Genomic DNA, 17234 nt, shown 5'->3' with positions numbered 1-17234 from the left:
CAGAATGTCTCACAACCACGACGGAGAGGGAACGCGACATGCGCGCAGTGCAGGTGACCGAGTTCGGCGGACCCGAGGTGCTCACCCCCGTCGAGCTGCCCGACCCGGTGGCCGGCCCCGGCGAGGTGCTCATCGACGTCGAGAGCATCGGGGTCAACTACGCCGACACCCACCAGGCCGAGAACTCCTACCTCGCGCCGTCCCAGCTGCCGCTCGTTCCCGGCGGTGAGGTCGTGGGCACCCACGACGGCAAGCGGGTCGTCGCCCTGCTCAACGGCGGTGGCGGGTACGCCGAGAAGGCCGTCGCTCCCCAGGCCACGACCTTCCCCGTGCCCGACGGCATCGACGACCTGACCGCGCTGTCCATGCTGGTCCAGGGCACGACCGCCTGGATCCTGCTCCGCAAGAACGCCCACCTCGAAAAGGGCGAATCGGTCGTGGTGCACGCCGCGGCCGGCGGCGTCGGGACCGTTGCCGTGCAGCTCGCCAAGGCCTGGGGCGCCGGACGGGTCATCGCCACCGCGAGCAGCGACGAGAAACGCGCGCTCGCCCTCGAGCTCGGTGCGGACGTCGCCATCGACTCCCGCGCCGAGGACATGACCGCCGCGTTGATCGAGGCGAACAACGGCCGCCGCGTCGACGTCGTGCTCGACATGGTCGGTGGCACGACGACCGACCAGAGCATCGCCGCGCTCGCGCCGTTCGGTCGCCTCGCTTTCTACGGCATGGCCGGGCGCGAGAGCCCGAAGCCGGTCGAGCTGCGCAACATCCTCGGCCACAGCACCACGATCAGCGGGATGTGGCTGCCGCACGTCTTCCGGGTGCCCGGCAACATCTTCGGGACCGCCTTGGCCGACCTGTTCGGCCTCGTCCGGGAAGGCCGGCTCAAGGCGATCCCGGGCGGCGAGTACGCGCTCTCGGACGCCCGGGGCGCGCACGAGGCCCTGCGCTCCCGCAAGACCGTCGGCAAGCTACTGCTCGACCCCGGCAAGTAGCGGGTTCGCCAGGAGGTGTTCCAGGGGTGCCGCCTTGTGGAGGCACTCCTGCCACTCCGCCTCCGGGTCCGAATCCGCGGTGATGCCGCCGCCGACCCCGAGCGCGATCGAATCCCCGGCGATCTCGAACGTCCGGATCGCGACGTTCAGCTCCAGTCCCGCCACCGGTGACACCAGCCCGATCGCGCCCGTGTAGACGCCGCGGCCGCAGCTCTCCAGCGAGGCGATCAGGTCCAGCGCGCGGATCTTCGGCGCGCCCGTCACCGACCCCGGCGGGAAGGTGGCGGAAAGCAAGTCCGCATCCGGCACCGAGGGCCGCAGCACCCCGGTCACCGTCGAGTCCAGGTGCCAGACCCCCGGCGCCGGGCGGACTTCCAGCAGCGAAGGCACCGTCACCGACCCGACCTCGCACACCCGGCCGAGGTCGTTGCGCACCAGGTCCGTGATCATCACGTTCTCCGCGACGTCCTTCGCGGACTGACGCAGCAGCGCGGCGTTCCCGTCGTCCTCCGGCCCGCGGCGGGGGAGGGTTCCCTTGATCGGCGTCGACCGCACCGAACGTCCGCGGCGCGCGAGGAACAGCTCCGGCGAGAACGAAACCACCGATCCCCACGGGCCGGACAGGAAGGCCGCGCGGCGGGGTGCCAGCGAACGCACTCCGGCCGCGAACAACGCCGGCGGCGAGCCGGCGAACGTGCCGGTGAACCGCGCGCAGATGTTGGCCTGGAACAGCTCCCCGTCCTCGATCGCGTGCACGCACGCCTTCACCGCGTCCCGGTGCTCCGACGGCAGCGGACGCCGCAGGGGCGTCGCCGTCCACGAACGGGCCGGCCCGTCGGCGGCCAGCAGTGACTCCATTGTGGACAGCGAAGGTCCGCCGCCGTCCAGGGATTCCAGGTAACAGGTGCCCGAGGCGGACCAGCGCAGCACGTGGTCGGCCCAGCCCCACGCGGACGCCGGCAGCGCGCCACTGCGGCCCGAAGGATCCGCCAGGTCGTAGGCCAGGTACCCGAACCAGCCGCCGCCGACCACGCCCGGCTCGGCGTCGGCCTGCGCGCCGGGATCCGGAAAAGCGCCCGGCGAAACGTGCAGTGATGGCGCGATCACGGCCCGGGAAGAAAACCACTCACCGGACAGCATCGCCGGCGGTGGCAGCCCGCGGGCCTCCGCATGCGCGGCCAGCGCGGAAAAAGCGCGTGACGGCGGCACGTTCGTCCGGAGCGGCCTGCTCGTCACGCGCATGGCGACATACCACCACACGTCAGAGCAGCAGGTCGCCCAATGTGAACGGGTACACGACGGCGTTCTGCTCCACCGGCGCGGCGATGCCGGGCACGTCCGGGGCGTACGCGTGCTGGTGCACGCCGAGCCGCGAGTGGAACCAGCCCGCTCGCCCGGGGATGCCGTTGTGCCGGACCAGCCACAGCACGACCTCGCTGTCGGCCCAGCGGTCCGGGTGCAGCCGGTGCTGCCAGCAGTCGTAGTCGGCGTAGACCAGCACCCGCTCGATGCGCGCCGCGTGCCGGACGTGCTTGATCCACGCCTTGACGAACCGGTCGTCGACGCTCGGCGCCGCCACCTCCAGCGCCGGCGCGAGCGAGCCCGGGGCGAACGCGCCGAGCCTGCTCGCCGTCCGCACGAAGAAGTCCGCCTGGTCGTGGACCGCGCCGGGCCGGGCGTAGTGCCGTCCGCCCGCGTGCAGCCCGGCTTCCTGCGCACCGGCCAGGTTGCGCTCCGCGGCCGGGTTGCTCCAGTTGACGTTCTCGCTGATCGTCACCGACACGAACCGGGTCTGGGCGCCGCGCACGGCCTGCCAGTCGGCCACCTGCTCGCGGTGCGACAGCGAGATGCCGAGCTCACTCTCCGGCTCTGTCACGGTCCCGCCCCCGGCGCGTCGGTGGAGAGCACACCATACGTCGCCGAGGACGGACCCGCAGTGAACACCCCGCGGTTGATCAGGCGTTTTCCTTCTGGAAGGTCCGTGTTCCCCACCACAGGGACAACACCGCCATCACCAGCACCACGACACTGCCCGTGAACAGGGCGTCCATCGTGAGGTCCCCGCCGAAGCTGTTCCGCTCGACGTCGACGACGTGCCGGAACGGATTGATCCGGGAAACCGTGTAGAGCCAGTCCGGCGCCCGCCCGGCGGTGATCGGCAGCAGGATCCCGGAGAGCAGCAACAGTGGGATGAGCACCGCGTTGAGCAGGGCGGGGAACGTCTCTTCGCTCTTCAGCGTCAACGCCAGCGCGTACGAGCACGACGCCAGCGACACCGCCAGCAGGAACACGATCACCAGGCTCAGCAGCACGCCGCCGACGGGTGCGTCGAGCGGGAACGCCAGCGTGGCCAGCACGATGATCAGCACGGCCTGCACGACGGTTTGCAGCGCGTTGGCCAGCACCTTGCCCAGCAGCAGCGCGACCCGGCTGACCGGGGTCACCCGGAACCGCTCGACGACGCCGGAGCGGAATTCGGCCAGCAGCCCGAACCCGACGAACGAGCTGCCGAACAGCGCCAGCTGGGCGATGAGCGCCGGGGTGAGCAGCATCCAGCCGTCCAGTTCGGACCGGCCCTGGTCCTGCACGGTCCGGACCATCAGCGGCCCGAACAGGAACAGGTACAGCAGCGGCTGCATGATCCCGATCAGCACCCAGGTCGGGTTGCGCAGCGCCGCCCTCATGTCGCGGCGGAAGATCAGCCAGGTGTCACGCAGCACGGCCGGCCTCCTCCGCTTCCCGCAGCGAACGCCCGGTGAGGGTCAGGAAAACGTCGTCGAGCGTGGGCCGGTGGACCTGGACCGACAGCATCGCGATGCCCTTGGCGTCCAGCGCCCGCAGCAGCTCCGGCAGGGCGACGTCGCCGCGCGGGACCCGGAACCGGACCTCGCCGCCGTCGATGCCCAGCTCCTGTGCGCCCGTGAGCCGCCCGGCGATCTCCGCGGCGTCCGCGGCCTGCTCGGGCTCGACTCCCACTTCGACGCGGTCGCCGTTGACCCGCGCCTTCAGCGCGTCCGGCGTCCCCTCGGCGACGATCCGGCCGTCGTCGATCACGATCAGCCGATCCGACAGCGCGTCCGCCTCGTCGAGGTAGTGGGTGGTGAGGAAGACCGTGACACCTTGTTCGGCGCGCAGCCGGCGGATGTGGTCCCACAGGTTGGCCCGGCTCTGCGGGTCGAGGCCGGTCGACGGCTCGTCGAGGAACACCAGGCCCGGCGAGTGGATCAGCCCGAGCGCGATGTCGAGCCGCCGCCGCTGCCCGCCCGACAACGTCTTGGTCAGCCGCTGGTCCAGCCCGGTCAGGTCGAGCTGCTCGGCGAGTTCGGCGCCGCGCGCGATCGCGTCGGCCTTGCTCATCCGGTAGAGCCTGCCCTGCAGCTCCAGCTCGTCGGCGACCTTGCTCTCCGGTGCGCTGCCGCCGCCCTGGGCGACGTACCCGATGCGCTTGCGCACGCCCAGCGGGTCGGAAAGGAGGTCGCAGCCGCCGACGGTCGCGGTGCCCGCGGTCGGCTTGAGCAGCGTGGTCAGCATGCGCAGCGTGGTCGTCTTCCCGGCGCCGTTCGGGCCGAGGAAGCCGACCAGCTCGCCCGCTTCGACGTCGAGGTCGACGCCCTTCACCGCGTGGACTTCGCCCCCAGTGCGGCCCTTGCGGCGGAACCGCCGCTCGAGACCGCGTGCCGTGATCATGAGAACCCCTCTCGAAAAAGTAGTCAATCTTGACTAGCTGAAGCGCACACTGTGCCCGAGCAGGATGCCCTAGTCAAACTTGATTACCGGGCGGGCGGTTCGCCGAAGACTTCGCCGGACTCGCCGGCCATCACGTAGTCGCCGGCTTCGAGCCGCTCGATCAGGCGCTGCAACCAGCTCAGGCTCGCGTCGGTGATCCCGCCCCACAGCCGGTACAGCTCGCCCACGTGCTCCGGCGTGCCCAGTCCCATGTTGACCTTCAGCTCTTCGAGCATCAGGCCCGCCTGCCGCTGCTCGGCTTCCAGGTGCACCAGCCGGTGCCGGAGCAGGTTGATCACCCGCGCCCGGGGCAGGGTGGTCATCAGCGAAATCGCGGCCGAGAGATCGGGGTGGTCGAGCTGGGGATCGGACAACGCCTTCGAGAGCAGCACCTGGTACTCCTGCTCGCCCTCGCCGGTGAGCCGGTAGGCGATCCGGTCCGGGCCGCCCTCGCCCGGTTCGACGTCGACCTGCTCCAGCAGGTCCTCGGCGGTCATCTTCTTCAGCGCGTGGTAGATCGACCCGGGCTGGACGTTGGCCCACTTGTCCGCCGACCAGGTCAGCAGCTCACGCCGCACCTGGTAGCCGTGCGCGCGGCCGTACATCCGCACCACCCCGAGCACGAGCAACCGTGTCGCCGACAACCGGGCCTCCCTCTGGACAATGCGCGTGACGCCCTCCGTAGGCTAATAAGGTATGAGCACCCCTGTGTTGACCGCGGTGGCCTGGCCCTACGCCAACGGCCCCCGCCACATCGGCCACGTGTCCGGATTCGGCGTCCCGTCCGACGTCTTCTCCCGCTACCAGCGAATGGCCGGCAACCGGGTGCTCATGGTCTCCGGCACCGACGAACACGGCACCCCGATCACCGTCCAGGCGGACAACGAGAACTCGACCCCGCAGGAGACCGCGGACAAGTACACCCGCCAGATCGGCAACGACCTGCAGGGTCTCGGGCTGTCCTACGACCTGTTCACCCGGACCACGACCGGCAACCACGCCGAGGTGACGCAGCAGATCTTCCTGGCGCTGCACCGCAACGGCTACGTCGTGCCCAAGACCACGCGCGGCGCGATCAGCCCGTCCACCGGCCGCACGCTGCCCGACCGCTACGTCGAGGGCACCTGCCCGATCTGCGGCTTCGACGGCGCCCGCGGCGACCAGTGCGACAACTGCGGCAACCAGCTCGACGCCGCGGAGCTGATCAACCCGAAGTCGCGGATCAACGGCGAGACGCCGAAGTTCGTCGAGACCGAGCACTACTTCCTCGACCTGCCGGCGTTCACCAAGACCCTCGGCGACTGGCTGTCGACGAAGACCGACTGGCGCCCGAACGTCCTCAACTTCACCAAGAACCTGATCGACGACATGCGGCCCCGGCCGATCACCCGCGACCTCGACTGGGGCGTCAAGATCCCCCTCGAAGGCTGGCGAGACCAGCCGCTGAAGCGGTTCTACGTCTGGTTCGACGCGGTGATCGGGTACTTCTCGGCCAGCGTCGAGTGGGCGCGGCGCTCCGGCAACCCGGACGCGTGGCAGGAGTGGTGGAACAACGCCGACGCCCGGTCGTACTACTTCATGGGCAAGGACAACATCACCTTCCACGCCCAGATCTGGCCGGCGCTGCTGTTCGGCCACAACGGCGAGGGCGACAAGGGCGGCGAGCCCGGCAAGTACGGCAAGCTGCACCTGCCCGACGAGATCGTCTCCAGCGAGTTCCTCACCATGAGCGGCTCGAAGTTCTCGACCTCGCGCGGGCGCGTGATCTACGTCGAGGACTTCCTGCGCGACTTCGGCCCGGACACGCTGCGGTACTTCATCTCGGTCGCCGGCCCGGAGACCCAGGACACCGACTTCACCTGGGACGAGTTCGTCCGCCGGACCAACTTCGAGCTGGCCAACGAGTGGGGCAACCTGGTCAACCGGTCCATCTCGATGGCACACAAGAACGTCGGCGCCATCCCGCGCCCGGAGGCCCCGACGGCGGCCGACGAGGACCTGAAGGCGTTGTCCCGCAAGGCGTTCGACACCGCGGGCGCGCACCTGGCCCGGTCCCGGTTCAAGCTGGCCGCGGCCGAGGCGATGAAGGTCGTCACCGCGGCGAACAAGTACCTCTCCGACCAGGAGCCGTGGAAGCTCAAGGACGACCCCACGCGGCGCGACACCGTGCTGCACACCGCGCTGCAGGTCGTCAGCGACGCGAACACGCTGCTGACGCCGTTCCTGCCGCACTCGGCGCAGAAGGTGCACGAGGCCCTCGGCGGCACCGGTGTCTGGGCGGCCCAGCCGGAGCTCAAGGAGGTCGACGACCTCGACATCGCCGGCCGGGTCAACCCGATCCTCACCGGCGACTACGCGGCCGAGCAGGCGAAGTGGGCGTCGACGCCGATCGAGGTCGGCAAGCCACTGGCCAAGCCGTCGCCGCTGTTCACCAAGCTCGACCCGGCGCTGGGTGAGACCGGCCCGGAGTGGGCACCGATCGTCAAGGATTAAGAGGTAGTGCATGGGTGACGAGAAGCGCGAGCTGCCGCCGGTCCCGGACCGGCTCCCGGTGTCGGTGGTGGACGCGCACACCCATCTCGACGCGTGCGGCGCGGTCACCGCGGCCGATGTCACGGCCATGGTCGACCGCGCCGAGCGCGCCGGGGTCGCCCGCGTCGTCACGGTCGCGGACGACCTCGCCTCGGCCCGCTGGGCCGTCGAGGCGGCGGGCTGGGACCGGCGCGTCTTCGCCGCGGTCGCGATCCACCCGACCCGGACCAAGGAGTTCGGCGAGGCCGAGCGGGCCGAGGTCGAGCGCCTGGCGGCCGGCGACCGCGTGGTCGCCGTCGGCGAGACCGGCCTCGACTACTACTGGGACTACTCGCCGCACGACGCCCAGCAGGAGGCGTTCCGCTGGCACATCGACCTCGCGAAGCGGCTGGGCAAGCCGCTGATGATCCACGACCGCGAGGCCCACGACGACGTGCTGCGCATCTTGGCCGAAGAGGGTGCGCCGAATGCCGTAATTTTCCATTGCTTTTCCGGGGACGCGGAAATGGCCCGCCAGTGCGTCGAAGCGGGATATGTCCTTTCCTTCGCGGGCACCGTCACGTTCAAAAACGCCAAAGGCCTCCACGCCGCGGCCCGGCTCTGCCCACCGGGGCAGTACCTCGTCGAGACCGACGCACCGTTTCTGACCCCCCACCCGTTCCGTGGGCGGCCCAACGAGCCGTTCGGCGCCGCCTACACCGTCCGTCACCTCGCGGCGCTCAGGGGCGAAGCTGTCCACGAAGTCGCCGAAGCGGTCCGGACCACCGCCGAGCGGGTCTACCGACTCCCCAGTGTCACAACGGGTTGAACGCATTGCGACAACAGGGTTCCCCGCTCGTCCACCTGATGGAGTGACCCAGATCACGACACTCCGGGGGGTGTTTGCGCAACCCGCCGCGACCCGTTACTGTCCCGTGATCGTGCCGGTCGGTACTGCGCATGCAGTTGCCGGCTGTTACGCCCACAGTCACGTCAGTGCACGTCGGGGAAGCGGAACCAGGAGCGGTACGGCCTGGAACCGTGACGATGGCGCCGGCTGCGGGCCCAGACGTAAAGACGTCGCCCCGAACGATGTCTTGGGAAAGGGAACGACCCGGTGACAGGTAGCAGACAGGCTGGAGCGCGCTCCGCGGCCGTCCTCGAGCGCGATTTCGAGAACACTGCGTACGGCCAGCTCGACTTCTCCGACGACCCGAACATCACGCAGCAGGACATCCTCGCCGCGCTCGGCCCGGACGCCGACGCGATGATGGCCGAGATCGACGTCGACGTCGACGAGCTGATCCGGCTCATCAACGCCGAGACGACGTACCTGCCGCCGATCGTCATCCCGGACGAGATCGAGTCGGACCGGACCGCGTCCCCGCAGGCCAAGCGGGCCGCGCTGGACGAGGGTCTGCGCGAGACCACCAAGATCTGGAAGCGCCGGTTCCTCAAGGGCGCCGTCCTCAGCGTGATGATCAGCGTCGCCGGCGGCGGCGCGGCCGCGCTGGCGATGAACAAGAGCATCACCGTCGACGTCGACGGCCACCAGCAGACCGTGCACTCCTTCGGCGGCACCGTCGGCGAGGTGCTCGAGGACGCGGGCCTGTCCGTCGGCGCGCACGACTCGCTGTCCCCCTCCCCGCAGGCGGAGGTCGGCGACGGCGGTGTCATCAAGCTCGAGCGCGGCCGCCAGCTGAAGATGATCGTCGACGGCGCGGAGCACACCTCCTGGGTCCGTGCGACCCACCTCGGCGACGCGCTGTCCCAGCTGGGCATGACCGGCATGGACAAGCCCGGCACGTGGATGTCGATGCCGAAGGACGGCGAACTGCCCCTGCAGGGCGCGACCGTCGAGATCAAGACCCTCAAGAACATCACCCTGTACGACGGGGCCAACGCGCCGAAGCAGGTGAAGACGACCGCGGTCACGACGAAGGAGTTCCTGGGCGAGTACAAGCTCACCCTGGGCCCGGAGGACCAGGCCGAGGGTGGTCTGGACGTCAAGCTGACCGACGGCGCCGAGGTGCACATCAGCCGCACCGGCGTCTCGACGGTCGTCCAGAAGGAGTCCATCGACCCGCCCGAGCAGAAGGTCGACGACCCGGACCTCGCCAAGGGCAAGACCTCGGTCGAAGACCCGGGCACGCCCGGTGAGAAGGAAGTGACCTACAAGGTCACGCAGAAGAACGGCAAGGAGGTCGCTCGCGAGAGCGTCTCCGAGAAGGTCCTCACCCAGCCGAAGCCGAAGATCATCCACGTCGGCACCAAGCAGGCCCCGACCCCGGACGTCGGCGACGGTTCCGCGTGGGACCGCATCGCGCAGTGCGAGTCGGGTGGCAACTGGGCCATCAACACCGGCAACGGCTACTACGGCGGCCTCCAGTTCGACAAGCAGACGTGGAACGCCTACGGCGGCGACGAGTACGCCGCGCTGCCGAACCAGGCCTCCCGTGAGCAGCAGATCGCGATCGCGGAGAAGGTCAAGGCCGGCCGCGGCGGCAGCTACAGCGCCTGGCCGGTCTGCGGCAAGAAGGCCTGACGCTTTCCCGGAACGGCCCCCGTCCTCAGTGGACGGGGGCCGTTCCGCGTGCGCCAATCACGCGAGTTCCGCCGCTGATCACGCGAGTTCCGGGGTCAAGTAGGCTCGTCCGGTGGTTGAACTGCTGGGACCTGCCGAGATCCGCGGGCTGGCGGCCGAACTCGACGTGCGGCCGACGAAGAAGCTCGGGCAGAACTTCGTGCACGATCCCAACACCGTCCGCCGGATCGTCGAGCTGGCGAACGTCGCTCCGGGCGACGTCGTGCTCGAGGTCGGGCCCGGGCTCGGGTCGCTGACCCTCGGGCTGCTCGCCACCGGTGCCCACGTCGTCGCCGTCGAGATCGATCCCAAGCTCGCCGAGCGGCTGCCCAAGACCGTCGCCGAGCGCGGACCCGAGGTCGCCGGGAACCTCGACGTCGTCGGGGCCGACGCCATGCGCGTCACCCGGGGAGAACTGGGTGAGCCGACCGCCCTCGTCGCCAACCTGCCCTACAACGTCGCCGTGCCCGTCGTGCTGCACCTGCTGGCCGAAGTACCTTCGCTCCGGAAGGGCCTCGTCATGGTGCAGACCGAGGTCGCCGACCGGATGGCCGCCGGCCCCGGCAGCCGGATCTACGGCGTGCCGAGCGTGAAGCTCGCCTGGTACGGCTCCGCACGCAAGGTCGCCGCCGTGCCACGCTCGGTGTTCTGGCCCGTGCCGAACGTCGATTCCGCGCTCGTCGCCTTCGAACGCGGCGACACGACGGCGTCCGAAGACCGGGAGCTGCTCTTCGGTCTGGTGGACGCCGCCTTCTCACAACGCAGGAAGACGCTCCGGGCCGCGCTCGCCGGCTGGGCGGGCTCGGCCGAGCGCGCCGGCGAGCTGCTGACGGCCGCCGGGATCGACCCCCGGACCCGCGGCGAGCAGCTGGACGTGCACGACTTCGCCCGGATCGCCGCCGCGCGTTAGCCATCCGCCCGTGGGATATCCACAGTGGAAGCGTGAAAATACGCCCTCGCCGCCCGTGATCCCGCCATTCGGACACCTCCACTCGTGTGATCTGGGCCAACGGGCTTGCGTTCGCTCCTCGGGATCGGTTTTACTCAGTACGTCCATCCCGAGCGACTGAGAGACCTGGCTCGCCGAAGTCGCAGCAACCACCCTCCACAGGGCAGGTGCTACCGCCAGGACCGATGGAGGCCGTTTTCGATGAAGAGGGTAGCTCGCCCCCTGCTCCTGACCAGGCGTCGCGTAGTCGACGAAGGCCGCCGCTCCGTGACCGCATGTCGACGCTCCAACTGAGCTTGTCGTAGCCGGTCCACCTCTTCTTCATGCACCGTCCGAACAGGACGGAACTTGCTTGCGGCCGGGTGCCGCCATGCGTGCACCCCGTTTTCTGGAGCCTTCGTGATCACCGTCGAAAATCTGTCGAAAACCTTTGCCACCAATGGAAATTCCGTCGTCGCGCTGCGGGACGTGAGCGTCGAAGTCCAGGCCGGCTCGCTCTTCGGCGTGGTCGGTCCCGCCGGGTCCGGCAAGTCCGTTCTCGCCCGGTGCATCGCGCTGCAGGAGCGCCCCGACCGCGGCGTCGTGCGCCTCGACGGCCTCAACACCGGCACCCTCGACGGCCGCCGCCTCCGGGAGATCCGCCGCCAGCTCGGCGTCGTCTCGACGAAACCGGAGCTGATCGCCGAACGCACCATCGCCGGCAACATCGCCTCCCCGCTCGAGCAGCTCGGCATCGACGGCCCGCAGCGCCGCAGCCGGGTCGGCTCGCTGCTCGACCTCGTCGGCTTGACCCCGCGCGCCGCGCAGCGGCCCAGCGAGCTGTCCGCCGGTCAGCTGCGCCGCGTCGCGGTCGCGAAGGCCCTGGCGGCGGCCCCCGCCGTGCTGCTGGCCGACGACCCGACCGCCGGTGTCGACCCGGAGGAGGCCGGCGCGGTGCTCGCCGTCCTCGACCGGGCGCGCTCCGAGCTGGGCGTCACCGTCGTCGTCACGACGCCGGACGCGGGCGTGGTCCGCAGGGTCTGCGACGACGTCGCGGTGCTGGAGGACGGCACGGTCGTCGAGCGCGGCACGGTCCTCGACCTGATCTCGGACCCGGCCAGCCGCACCGCGCAGGCGCTGCTGCCGGCCATCGAGACCGCCCGCTCGCAGGCGGCGCGCTACGACCGCTCGGCCGACGTCGTGCTGGTCGGCTTCGCCTCGGTCGGCGCGCTGCTGCCCGAGGCCGCGGGCCGCTTCGACGTCGAGTTCGCCACCATCGGCGGCGGCCTGACCCGCGTCGGCGACACCCCGGTCGGCCGGTTCCGCCTCGGCGTCCGCGGCGAGCGGGCCGACGCGGCGCTGGCGTGGGTCGCCGAGCGCGGCGGCCACGTGACGTACACCGCCCGCGGGCCCCAGGGCGTCGCGGCCGCTTGACCCGTAGCTCCCGAACGCCCCGATGCGCAGGTCGCATCGGGGCGTTTCGGCGGGCACGTAGGCTGGTCGGGTGCTCGCCGTAGTTCCGCCCCCAGTCACCGTCCGGGTCCCGGCCAAGGTGAACCTGCACCTTGCGGTCGACGACCTGCGCGAAGACGGTTACCACGAGCTGGTGACCGTCTTCCAGGCGCTGTCGCTGACCGACGAAGTGACCGTCGCGGTCACCGAAGAGCCCGGCATCGAGGTCTACGGCGAGGGGGAGGGCTCGGTCCCGACCGGCCCGAAGAACCTGGCCTGGCGGGCGGTCGAAGCGCTGGCCGGGCACGTCGGCCGCGCCGGGGAGCCGAAGGTCCGGGTGGTGCTGCGCAAGGGCATCCCGGTGGCCGGCGGCATGGCGGGCGGCAGTGCCGACGCCGCGGCGACGCTCGTCGGGCTGGCGAGCCTGTGGAACCTCGACGTCACCCGGGACGAGCTGGCCGAAATCGCCGCCGGCCTGGGCAGCGACGTCCCGTTCGCGCTCTACGGCGGCACCGCGCTGGGTACCGGCCGCGGTGAGCAGCTGGTCCCGGTGCTGTCGCGGCACACGTTCCACTGGGTGCTGGCCTTCGCCGCCGAAGGGCTGTCCACGCCGAAGGTGTTCGGCGAACTGGACCGCCTGCGCGCGGCGGGCAACCCGCCCCGGATCGGCTCGCACACGCCGGTCGTCGAGGCGCTGGCCTCCGGCGACCCGCGCCAGCTGGCCCTGCTGCTGGGCAACGACCTGCAGGCGGCGGCGGTCTCGCTGCGGCCCGACCTGCGCCGCACGCTCCGGGCGGGGGTCAACGCGGGCGCGCTCGCGGGCACGGTGTCCGGCTCCGGCCCGACGTGCGCGTTCCTCTGCGAAGACGCGCAGTCGGCGGTGGAGGTCGCGGCCGAGCTGTCGGGTGCCGGCGTGTGCCGGACGGTCCGCGTGGCCCACGGCCCGGTCCCCGGCGCCCGCGTGGTCGGCGGCGACGACGCGAACCGGCCGACGCCGCCGCGGGTGCACGCGTGAAGCACGCCGAGTTCGCGTTCCCCGGCCCGCTGCGCGACAAGCTGGTCGCGGCGATCCTGCGCGGGGAGAAGACGTCGACCACCGGCTTGGTCGCCGAGTACGAGAAGTACGGCGAAGAGCTGCCTGTCGTCGGCGAGCGCGAGCTGATGATCGACTCGGCCGGCGTGGGGGTCGCGGTGCTCGAGACCACCGAGGTGCGCGTGCTTCCTCTGTCCGAAGTGGACTTGCAGCACGCGCTCGACGAGGGTGAGGGCGACACGAGCGTCGCCGGATGGCGCGCCGGCCACACGGAGTACTGGCAGGGCGACGAAATGCGCGCCGCGCTCGAAGATCCGGAATTCACCGTGGACGACGCGACCATGGTCGTGGCGACCCGGTTCATCATCGTTGAAAGGATCGGCTGAACGGATGGCCAACCTGGTCAATCTCGAGTCGGTGAGCAAGTCCTACGGGGTTCGCCCGCTCCTGGACGGCGTCTCCCTCGGCGTCGCGGCCGGGCAGCGCATCGGCGTCGTCGGCCTCAACGGCGGCGGCAAGACCACCCTGCTGGAAGTCCTTTCCGGACTCGCCGAGCCCGATTCCGGGCGGGTGAGCCACGTCGGCGGCCTGCGGATGGCCGTCGTCACCCAGCGGACCGAGTTGCCGCACGGCAGCAGCGTCGGCGAGGTCGTGCTCGAACGCTACGGCGCCGAGCACGAATGGGCGGCGGACGCGCGCGTCCGATCCATTGTGGACGGTCTGGGTATCACCGCGATCGGGCTCGACACGCCGACCGCGAACCTCTCCGGTGGCGAGCGGCGCCGCGTTTCGCTGGCGGCCGCGCTGACCGGCGAGCTCGACCTCGTCGTGCTCGACGAACCGACCAACCACTTGGACGTCGAAGGTGTCCAGTGGCTCGCCGACCACCTGCTGACCCGGCGGATCGCGGTCGTGGTCGTCACGCACGACCGGTGGTTCCTCGACACCGTCGCGACGCTGACGTGGGAGGTCGCGAACGGCCGCGTCGAGCAGTACGAAGGTGGTTACGCCGACTGGATCTTCGCGCGCGCCGAGCGGGCGCGGCTGGCCGCGACGGCCGAGGAGAAGCGGCAGAACCTGGCCCGCAAGGAGCTGGCGTGGCTGCGCCGCGGCCCGCAGGCACGCTCGTCGAAGCCGCGCTACCGCATCGAGGCGGCCGAAGCGCTGATCGCCGACGTCCCGCCGCCGCGGGACTCCGTCGAGCTGCAGGCGTTCGCGAAGCGGCGGCTCGGGAAGACCGTGCTGGAGCTGGAAGACACGACGTACCAGGTCGGCGAGCGGACGCTGCTCGACCACGTCACCTGGCGGATCGGGCCGGGCGACCGGATCGGCCTGGTGGGCATCAACGGCTCGGGCAAGACGTCGCTGCTGAAGCTGCTCGGCGGCGACATCGAGGGCTCGACCGGCCGCCGGATCGAGGGCAAGACCGTCGCGCTCGCGCACCTGCGCCAGGAGCTCGACGACCTGCCCGGCGACCTGCGTGTGCTGCAGGCGATCGAGCAGGTGGCCGGGCGCGTGGTGTTCGGCAAGCAGGAGATGACGGCGTCGCAGCTGGGCGAGAAGCTCGGGTTCCCCCAGGCGCGCCAGTGGACGCCGGTCGCGGACCTCTCCGGCGGCGAGCGGCGCCGGCTGCAGCTGTGCCGGCTGCTGATGGCCGAGCCGAACGTGCTGCTGCTCGACGAGCCGACGAACGACCTGGACATCGACACGCTGCAGCAGCTGGAGGACCTCCTCGACGGCTGGCCGGGCACGATGGTCGTGGTCTCCCACGACCGCTACCTGGTGGAGCGGGTGTGCGACACGATCGTCGCCTTGTTCGGCGACGGCCGGATCACCCACCTCCCGGGCGGCATCGAGGAGTACCTGAACCGCCGCGCCCTCGCCAAGGAACCGGCGCCCGCGGCGGCCTCGACGGCGGCCAAGACCGAGGCGAAGAAGTCGGCGGCGGACCTGCGCGCGGCCCAGAAGGAACTCGGCCGGCTGGAGCGCAAGCTCGACCAGCTGCACGCGAAGGAGCAGAAGCTCCACGCGTCGCTGCTGGCGGCGGCGACAGACCCGGCGAAGCTGATGGAGCTCAACGCGGAGCTGAAGGGCGTCCAGGGCGAGATCGAGGACGTCGAGGGCCGCTGGCTGGAGACGTCCGAACTGCTGGAGTGACACGGCTGCCAGTAATGTCTGCCTCATGAGCAGGTTCGTGGACACGCTCGTCGCCACCGCGACGAAGCGGGGGCAGCAGCGCGGCATGGTCACCGGAGAGCCGAAGGAGCCGGTCCGGCGGACCTGGGCCGAGGTGCACGAAGAAGCCCGGCGAATCGCCGGCGGGCTCGTCGCGGGCGGGTTCGAGCGCGGGACGGCGGTCGGGGTGCTGGCCGCCGCGCCGGTGCTGATCGCGCCGACCGTGCAGGCCGTCTGGCTGGCCGGTGGCAGCGTCACCATGCTGCACCAGCCGACCCCGCGCACCGATCTCGCCGAGTGGGCCGAAGACACCGTGCGGGTGCTCGGCATGATCGGCTCAGACCAGGACGCTTTGGGGGGTCCAGGGGGGCTTGCCCCCCGGCCGGGGTCCGGGGCTGGGCCCCGGAATGTCACAGTGCTGCTGGGCGAGCCGTTCGACCAGCTGGCGCCCGTCCTGGAGCAGAAGGGCATCGGCTTCCAGCTCATCACCGAGCTCGCCGCCGCCGAGCCGCTGCCGGACGTCGTCGTCACCGATGAGGGCGACACCGCGCTGCTGCAGCTCACCAGCGGCTCGACCGCCGACCCCAAGGCGGTGCGGATCACCTACGGGAACCTGTACTCCAACGTCAAGGCCATGGTCGAGCGCGCGGAGTTCGACTTCGACGTCGACGTGATGGTGTCCTGGCTGCCGACGTTCCACGACATGGGGATGGTCGGCTTCCTGACCGTGCCGATGACCTTCGGCGTCGAGCTGGTCAAGATCACGCCGGTCGAGTTCCTCTCCGGGCCGCTGATCTGGCCGGAGCTCATCACGAAGTACCACGGCACCACGACGGCGGCGCCGAACTTCGCGTACGCCATCGTCGGACGCCGGATGGCGCGCGTCGACGAGGATGACGCCTACGACCTCTCGAAGCTGCGCATCGCGCTGAACGGCGCCGAGCCCATCGACGAGACCGCCGTCCAGACCTTCGTGGACGCCGGAGCCCGGTTCAAGATGCCGGCGGAATGCGTCTTCCCGGCCTACGGCATGGCCGAAGCGACGCTCGCGGTGTCGTTCGCGCCGCTGTTCACCGGTCTCACCCTCGACGTCGTCGAAGCCGACGCGCTGGAGGCGGAGAACCGCGCGGTGCCCGTCCCCGAAGGCGACCCGCGGCGCGGCACCGACGGTGTCCGGTCGTTCGCCCTGCTCGGCCGGCCCCTCGACGGGCTGGAAGCGGAGATCGTCGACGACGCCGGCAAGCGCGTCGACGAGCGCGAGGTCGGCGAGATCCGGCTGCGCGGCGAGGCTGTGACCCCCGGCTACCTGACCATGGACGGCCCGCTCGCGACGCAGGACGAGGACGGGTGGCTGAACACCGGCGACCTCGGTTACCTGGTGGACGGCCAGATCGTCATCTGCGGCCGCCGCAAGGACGTCATCATCATGGGCGGCCGCAACCTGTACCCGACCGACATCGAGCGCGCGGCGACCTCGGTCGAGGGCGTGCGCGCGGGCAACGCGGTGGCGGTCCGGCTGGACGCGGGCAGCCGCCGCGAACGGTTCGCGGTGGTCCTCGAGTCGAAGCTGGCGGGGGACGCCGAAGCCGAGAAGAACCTGATGAAGCAGGTGTCGGCCCGGGTCCGCGACGCCGTCGACATGCGGCCGTACGCGGTGGTGGTGCTCCCGGCGGGCAGCCTCCCGAAGACGCCGTCGGGCAAGGTCAAGCGCGCGGCGACGGCGCAGCAGTTCGCGGACCGGATCAAGAAGAACGCGGACGCCTGATCGACGCAGTGAATGACTCATTCATGTCGTCAGATGACATGAATGAGTCATTCACTGCGTTCGGG

15 protein-coding genes and 1 riboswitch are annotated in these 17234 nt (G+C 70.7%); of the genes, 10 read left to right on the top strand and 5 right to left on the bottom strand.

The features are described 5' to 3' along the window. Positions 1-38 precede the first annotated feature (38 nt). A complete protein-coding gene (locus ISP_RS42655; RefSeq protein WP_013229986.1) occupies positions 39-995 on the top strand; it encodes a quinone oxidoreductase family protein in 957 nt (318 codons plus the stop codon). On the opposite strand, the gene ISP_RS42650 is transcribed toward ISP_RS42655, so the two are convergent. The 5 genes from ISP_RS42650 to ISP_RS42630 form a co-directional block, all read right to left on the bottom strand. Further along, positions 972-2237 carry an aminodeoxychorismate synthase component I gene (locus ISP_RS42650; protein WP_013229985.1) on the bottom strand — a complete coding sequence of 422 codons (1266 nt, stop codon included), beginning with the start codon at positions 2235-2237 and terminating at the stop codon, positions 972-974. The two genes, ISP_RS42655 and ISP_RS42650, sit on opposite strands and share 24 nt — an antisense overlap. 19 nt (positions 2238-2256) lie before the next feature. Beyond that, positions 2257-2871, bottom strand: coding sequence for a glycoside hydrolase family 25 protein (locus ISP_RS42645; RefSeq protein WP_013229984.1), 615 nt, complete (start codon positions 2869-2871; stop codon positions 2257-2259). A gap of 79 nt (positions 2872-2950) precedes the next feature. Further along, positions 2951-3715, bottom strand: a complete 765-nt coding sequence (locus ISP_RS42640) for an ABC transporter permease (RefSeq protein ID WP_013229983.1) — start codon at positions 3713-3715, stop codon at positions 2951-2953. Continuing rightward, positions 3705-4682: an ATP-binding cassette domain-containing protein gene (locus ISP_RS42635; RefSeq protein ID WP_013229982.1), complete on the bottom strand. Its 978-nt coding sequence runs from the start codon at positions 4680-4682 to the stop codon at positions 3705-3707. Before ISP_RS42635 ends, ISP_RS42640 begins: the two co-directional genes overlap by 11 nt. 83 nt (positions 4683-4765) lie before the next feature. Next, positions 4766-5365, bottom strand: a complete 600-nt coding sequence (locus ISP_RS42630) for a PadR family transcriptional regulator (RefSeq protein ID WP_013229981.1) — start codon at positions 5363-5365, stop codon at positions 4766-4768. Between the two features lie 52 nt (positions 5366-5417). Between ISP_RS42630 and metG the strand changes: the two genes are divergently transcribed. The 9 genes from metG (at position 5418) to ISP_RS42585 (ending at position 17169) form a co-directional block, all read left to right on the top strand. Beyond that, positions 5418-7214 (top strand): methionine--tRNA ligase, encoded by a 1797-nt coding sequence (metG, locus tag ISP_RS42625; protein WP_014467759.1) that lies wholly within the window; start codon positions 5418-5420, stop codon positions 7212-7214. A 10-nt stretch (positions 7215-7224) separates the two neighbouring features. After that, positions 7225-8061 (top strand): TatD family hydrolase, encoded by an 837-nt coding sequence (locus ISP_RS42620; RefSeq protein WP_013229979.1) that lies wholly within the window; start codon positions 7225-7227, stop codon positions 8059-8061. A gap of 288 nt (positions 8062-8349) precedes the next feature. Beyond that, on the top strand, positions 8350-9777 hold the full coding sequence (locus tag ISP_RS42615; RefSeq protein WP_013229978.1) for a resuscitation-promoting factor: 1428 nt from the start codon (positions 8350-8352) through the stop codon (positions 9775-9777). Positions 9778-9889: 112 nt separating this feature from the next. After that, complete coding sequence (gene rsmA, locus ISP_RS42610) at positions 9890-10726, top strand: 16S rRNA (adenine(1518)-N(6)/adenine(1519)-N(6))-dimethyltransferase RsmA (protein WP_013229977.1); 837 nt, start codon at positions 9890-9892, stop codon at positions 10724-10726. A gap of 140 nt (positions 10727-10866) precedes the next feature. Further along, positions 10867-10957, top strand: a riboswitch (SAM riboswitch). A gap of 207 nt (positions 10958-11164) precedes the next feature. Beyond that, positions 11165-12178 (top strand): methionine ABC transporter ATP-binding protein, encoded by a 1014-nt coding sequence (locus tag ISP_RS42605; protein ID WP_013229976.1) that lies wholly within the window; start codon positions 11165-11167, stop codon positions 12176-12178. A gap of 70 nt (positions 12179-12248) precedes the next feature. Next, positions 12249-13211, top strand: coding sequence for a 4-(cytidine 5'-diphospho)-2-C-methyl-D-erythritol kinase (locus ISP_RS42600; protein WP_013229975.1), 963 nt, complete (start codon positions 12249-12251; stop codon positions 13209-13211). Next, the gene (locus tag ISP_RS42595) at positions 13208-13615 is read left to right on the top strand and encodes an ASCH domain-containing protein (protein ID WP_013229974.1); all 408 of its coding nucleotides are present in this window, start codon (positions 13208-13210) and stop codon (positions 13613-13615) included. Before ISP_RS42600 ends, ISP_RS42595 begins: the two co-directional genes overlap by 4 nt. Positions 13616-13619: 4 nt before the next feature. After that, the gene (locus ISP_RS42590) at positions 13620-15386 is read left to right on the top strand and encodes an ABC-F family ATP-binding cassette domain-containing protein (protein ID WP_013229973.1); all 1767 of its coding nucleotides are present in this window, start codon (positions 13620-13622) and stop codon (positions 15384-15386) included. 25 nt (positions 15387-15411) lie between these two features. Then, entirely contained in the window at positions 15412-17169 is a 1758-nt protein-coding gene (locus tag ISP_RS42585) for a fatty acyl-AMP ligase (protein WP_013229972.1), read from the top strand. Positions 17170-17234 lie beyond the last annotated feature (65 nt).

Origin of the sequence: Amycolatopsis mediterranei, from assembly GCF_026017845.1 — a bacterium.
Classification (GTDB): Bacteria; Actinomycetota; Actinomycetes; order Mycobacteriales; family Pseudonocardiaceae; genus Amycolatopsis; species Amycolatopsis mediterranei.
Note: the sequence above shows the minus strand (reverse complement) of the source record. Positions and strands in the feature narration are given on the sequence as shown.

Bases quoted from the DNA above. Each gene is read 5' to 3' on its own strand.
- ISP_RS42655 (WP_013229986.1), top strand. From the start codon at position 39: ATGCGCGCAGTGCAGGTGACCGAGTTCGGCGGACCCGAGGTGCTCACC.
- ISP_RS42650 (WP_013229985.1), bottom strand. From the start codon at position 2,237: ATGCGCGTGACGAGCAGGCCGCTCCGGACGAACGTGCCGCCGTCACGC.
- ISP_RS42635 (WP_013229982.1), bottom strand. From the start codon at position 4,682: ATGATCACGGCACGCGGTCTCGAGCGGCGGTTCCGCCGCAAGGGCCGC.
- metG (WP_014467759.1), top strand. From the start codon at position 5,418: ATGAGCACCCCTGTGTTGACCGCGGTGGCCTGGCCCTACGCCAACGGC.
- ISP_RS42620 (WP_013229979.1), top strand. From the start codon at position 7,225: ATGGGTGACGAGAAGCGCGAGCTGCCGCCGGTCCCGGACCGGCTCCCG.
- ISP_RS42590 (WP_013229973.1), top strand. From the start codon at position 13,620: ATGGCCAACCTGGTCAATCTCGAGTCGGTGAGCAAGTCCTACGGGGTT.
- ISP_RS42585 (WP_013229972.1), top strand. From the start codon at position 15,412: ATGAGCAGGTTCGTGGACACGCTCGTCGCCACCGCGACGAAGCGGGGG.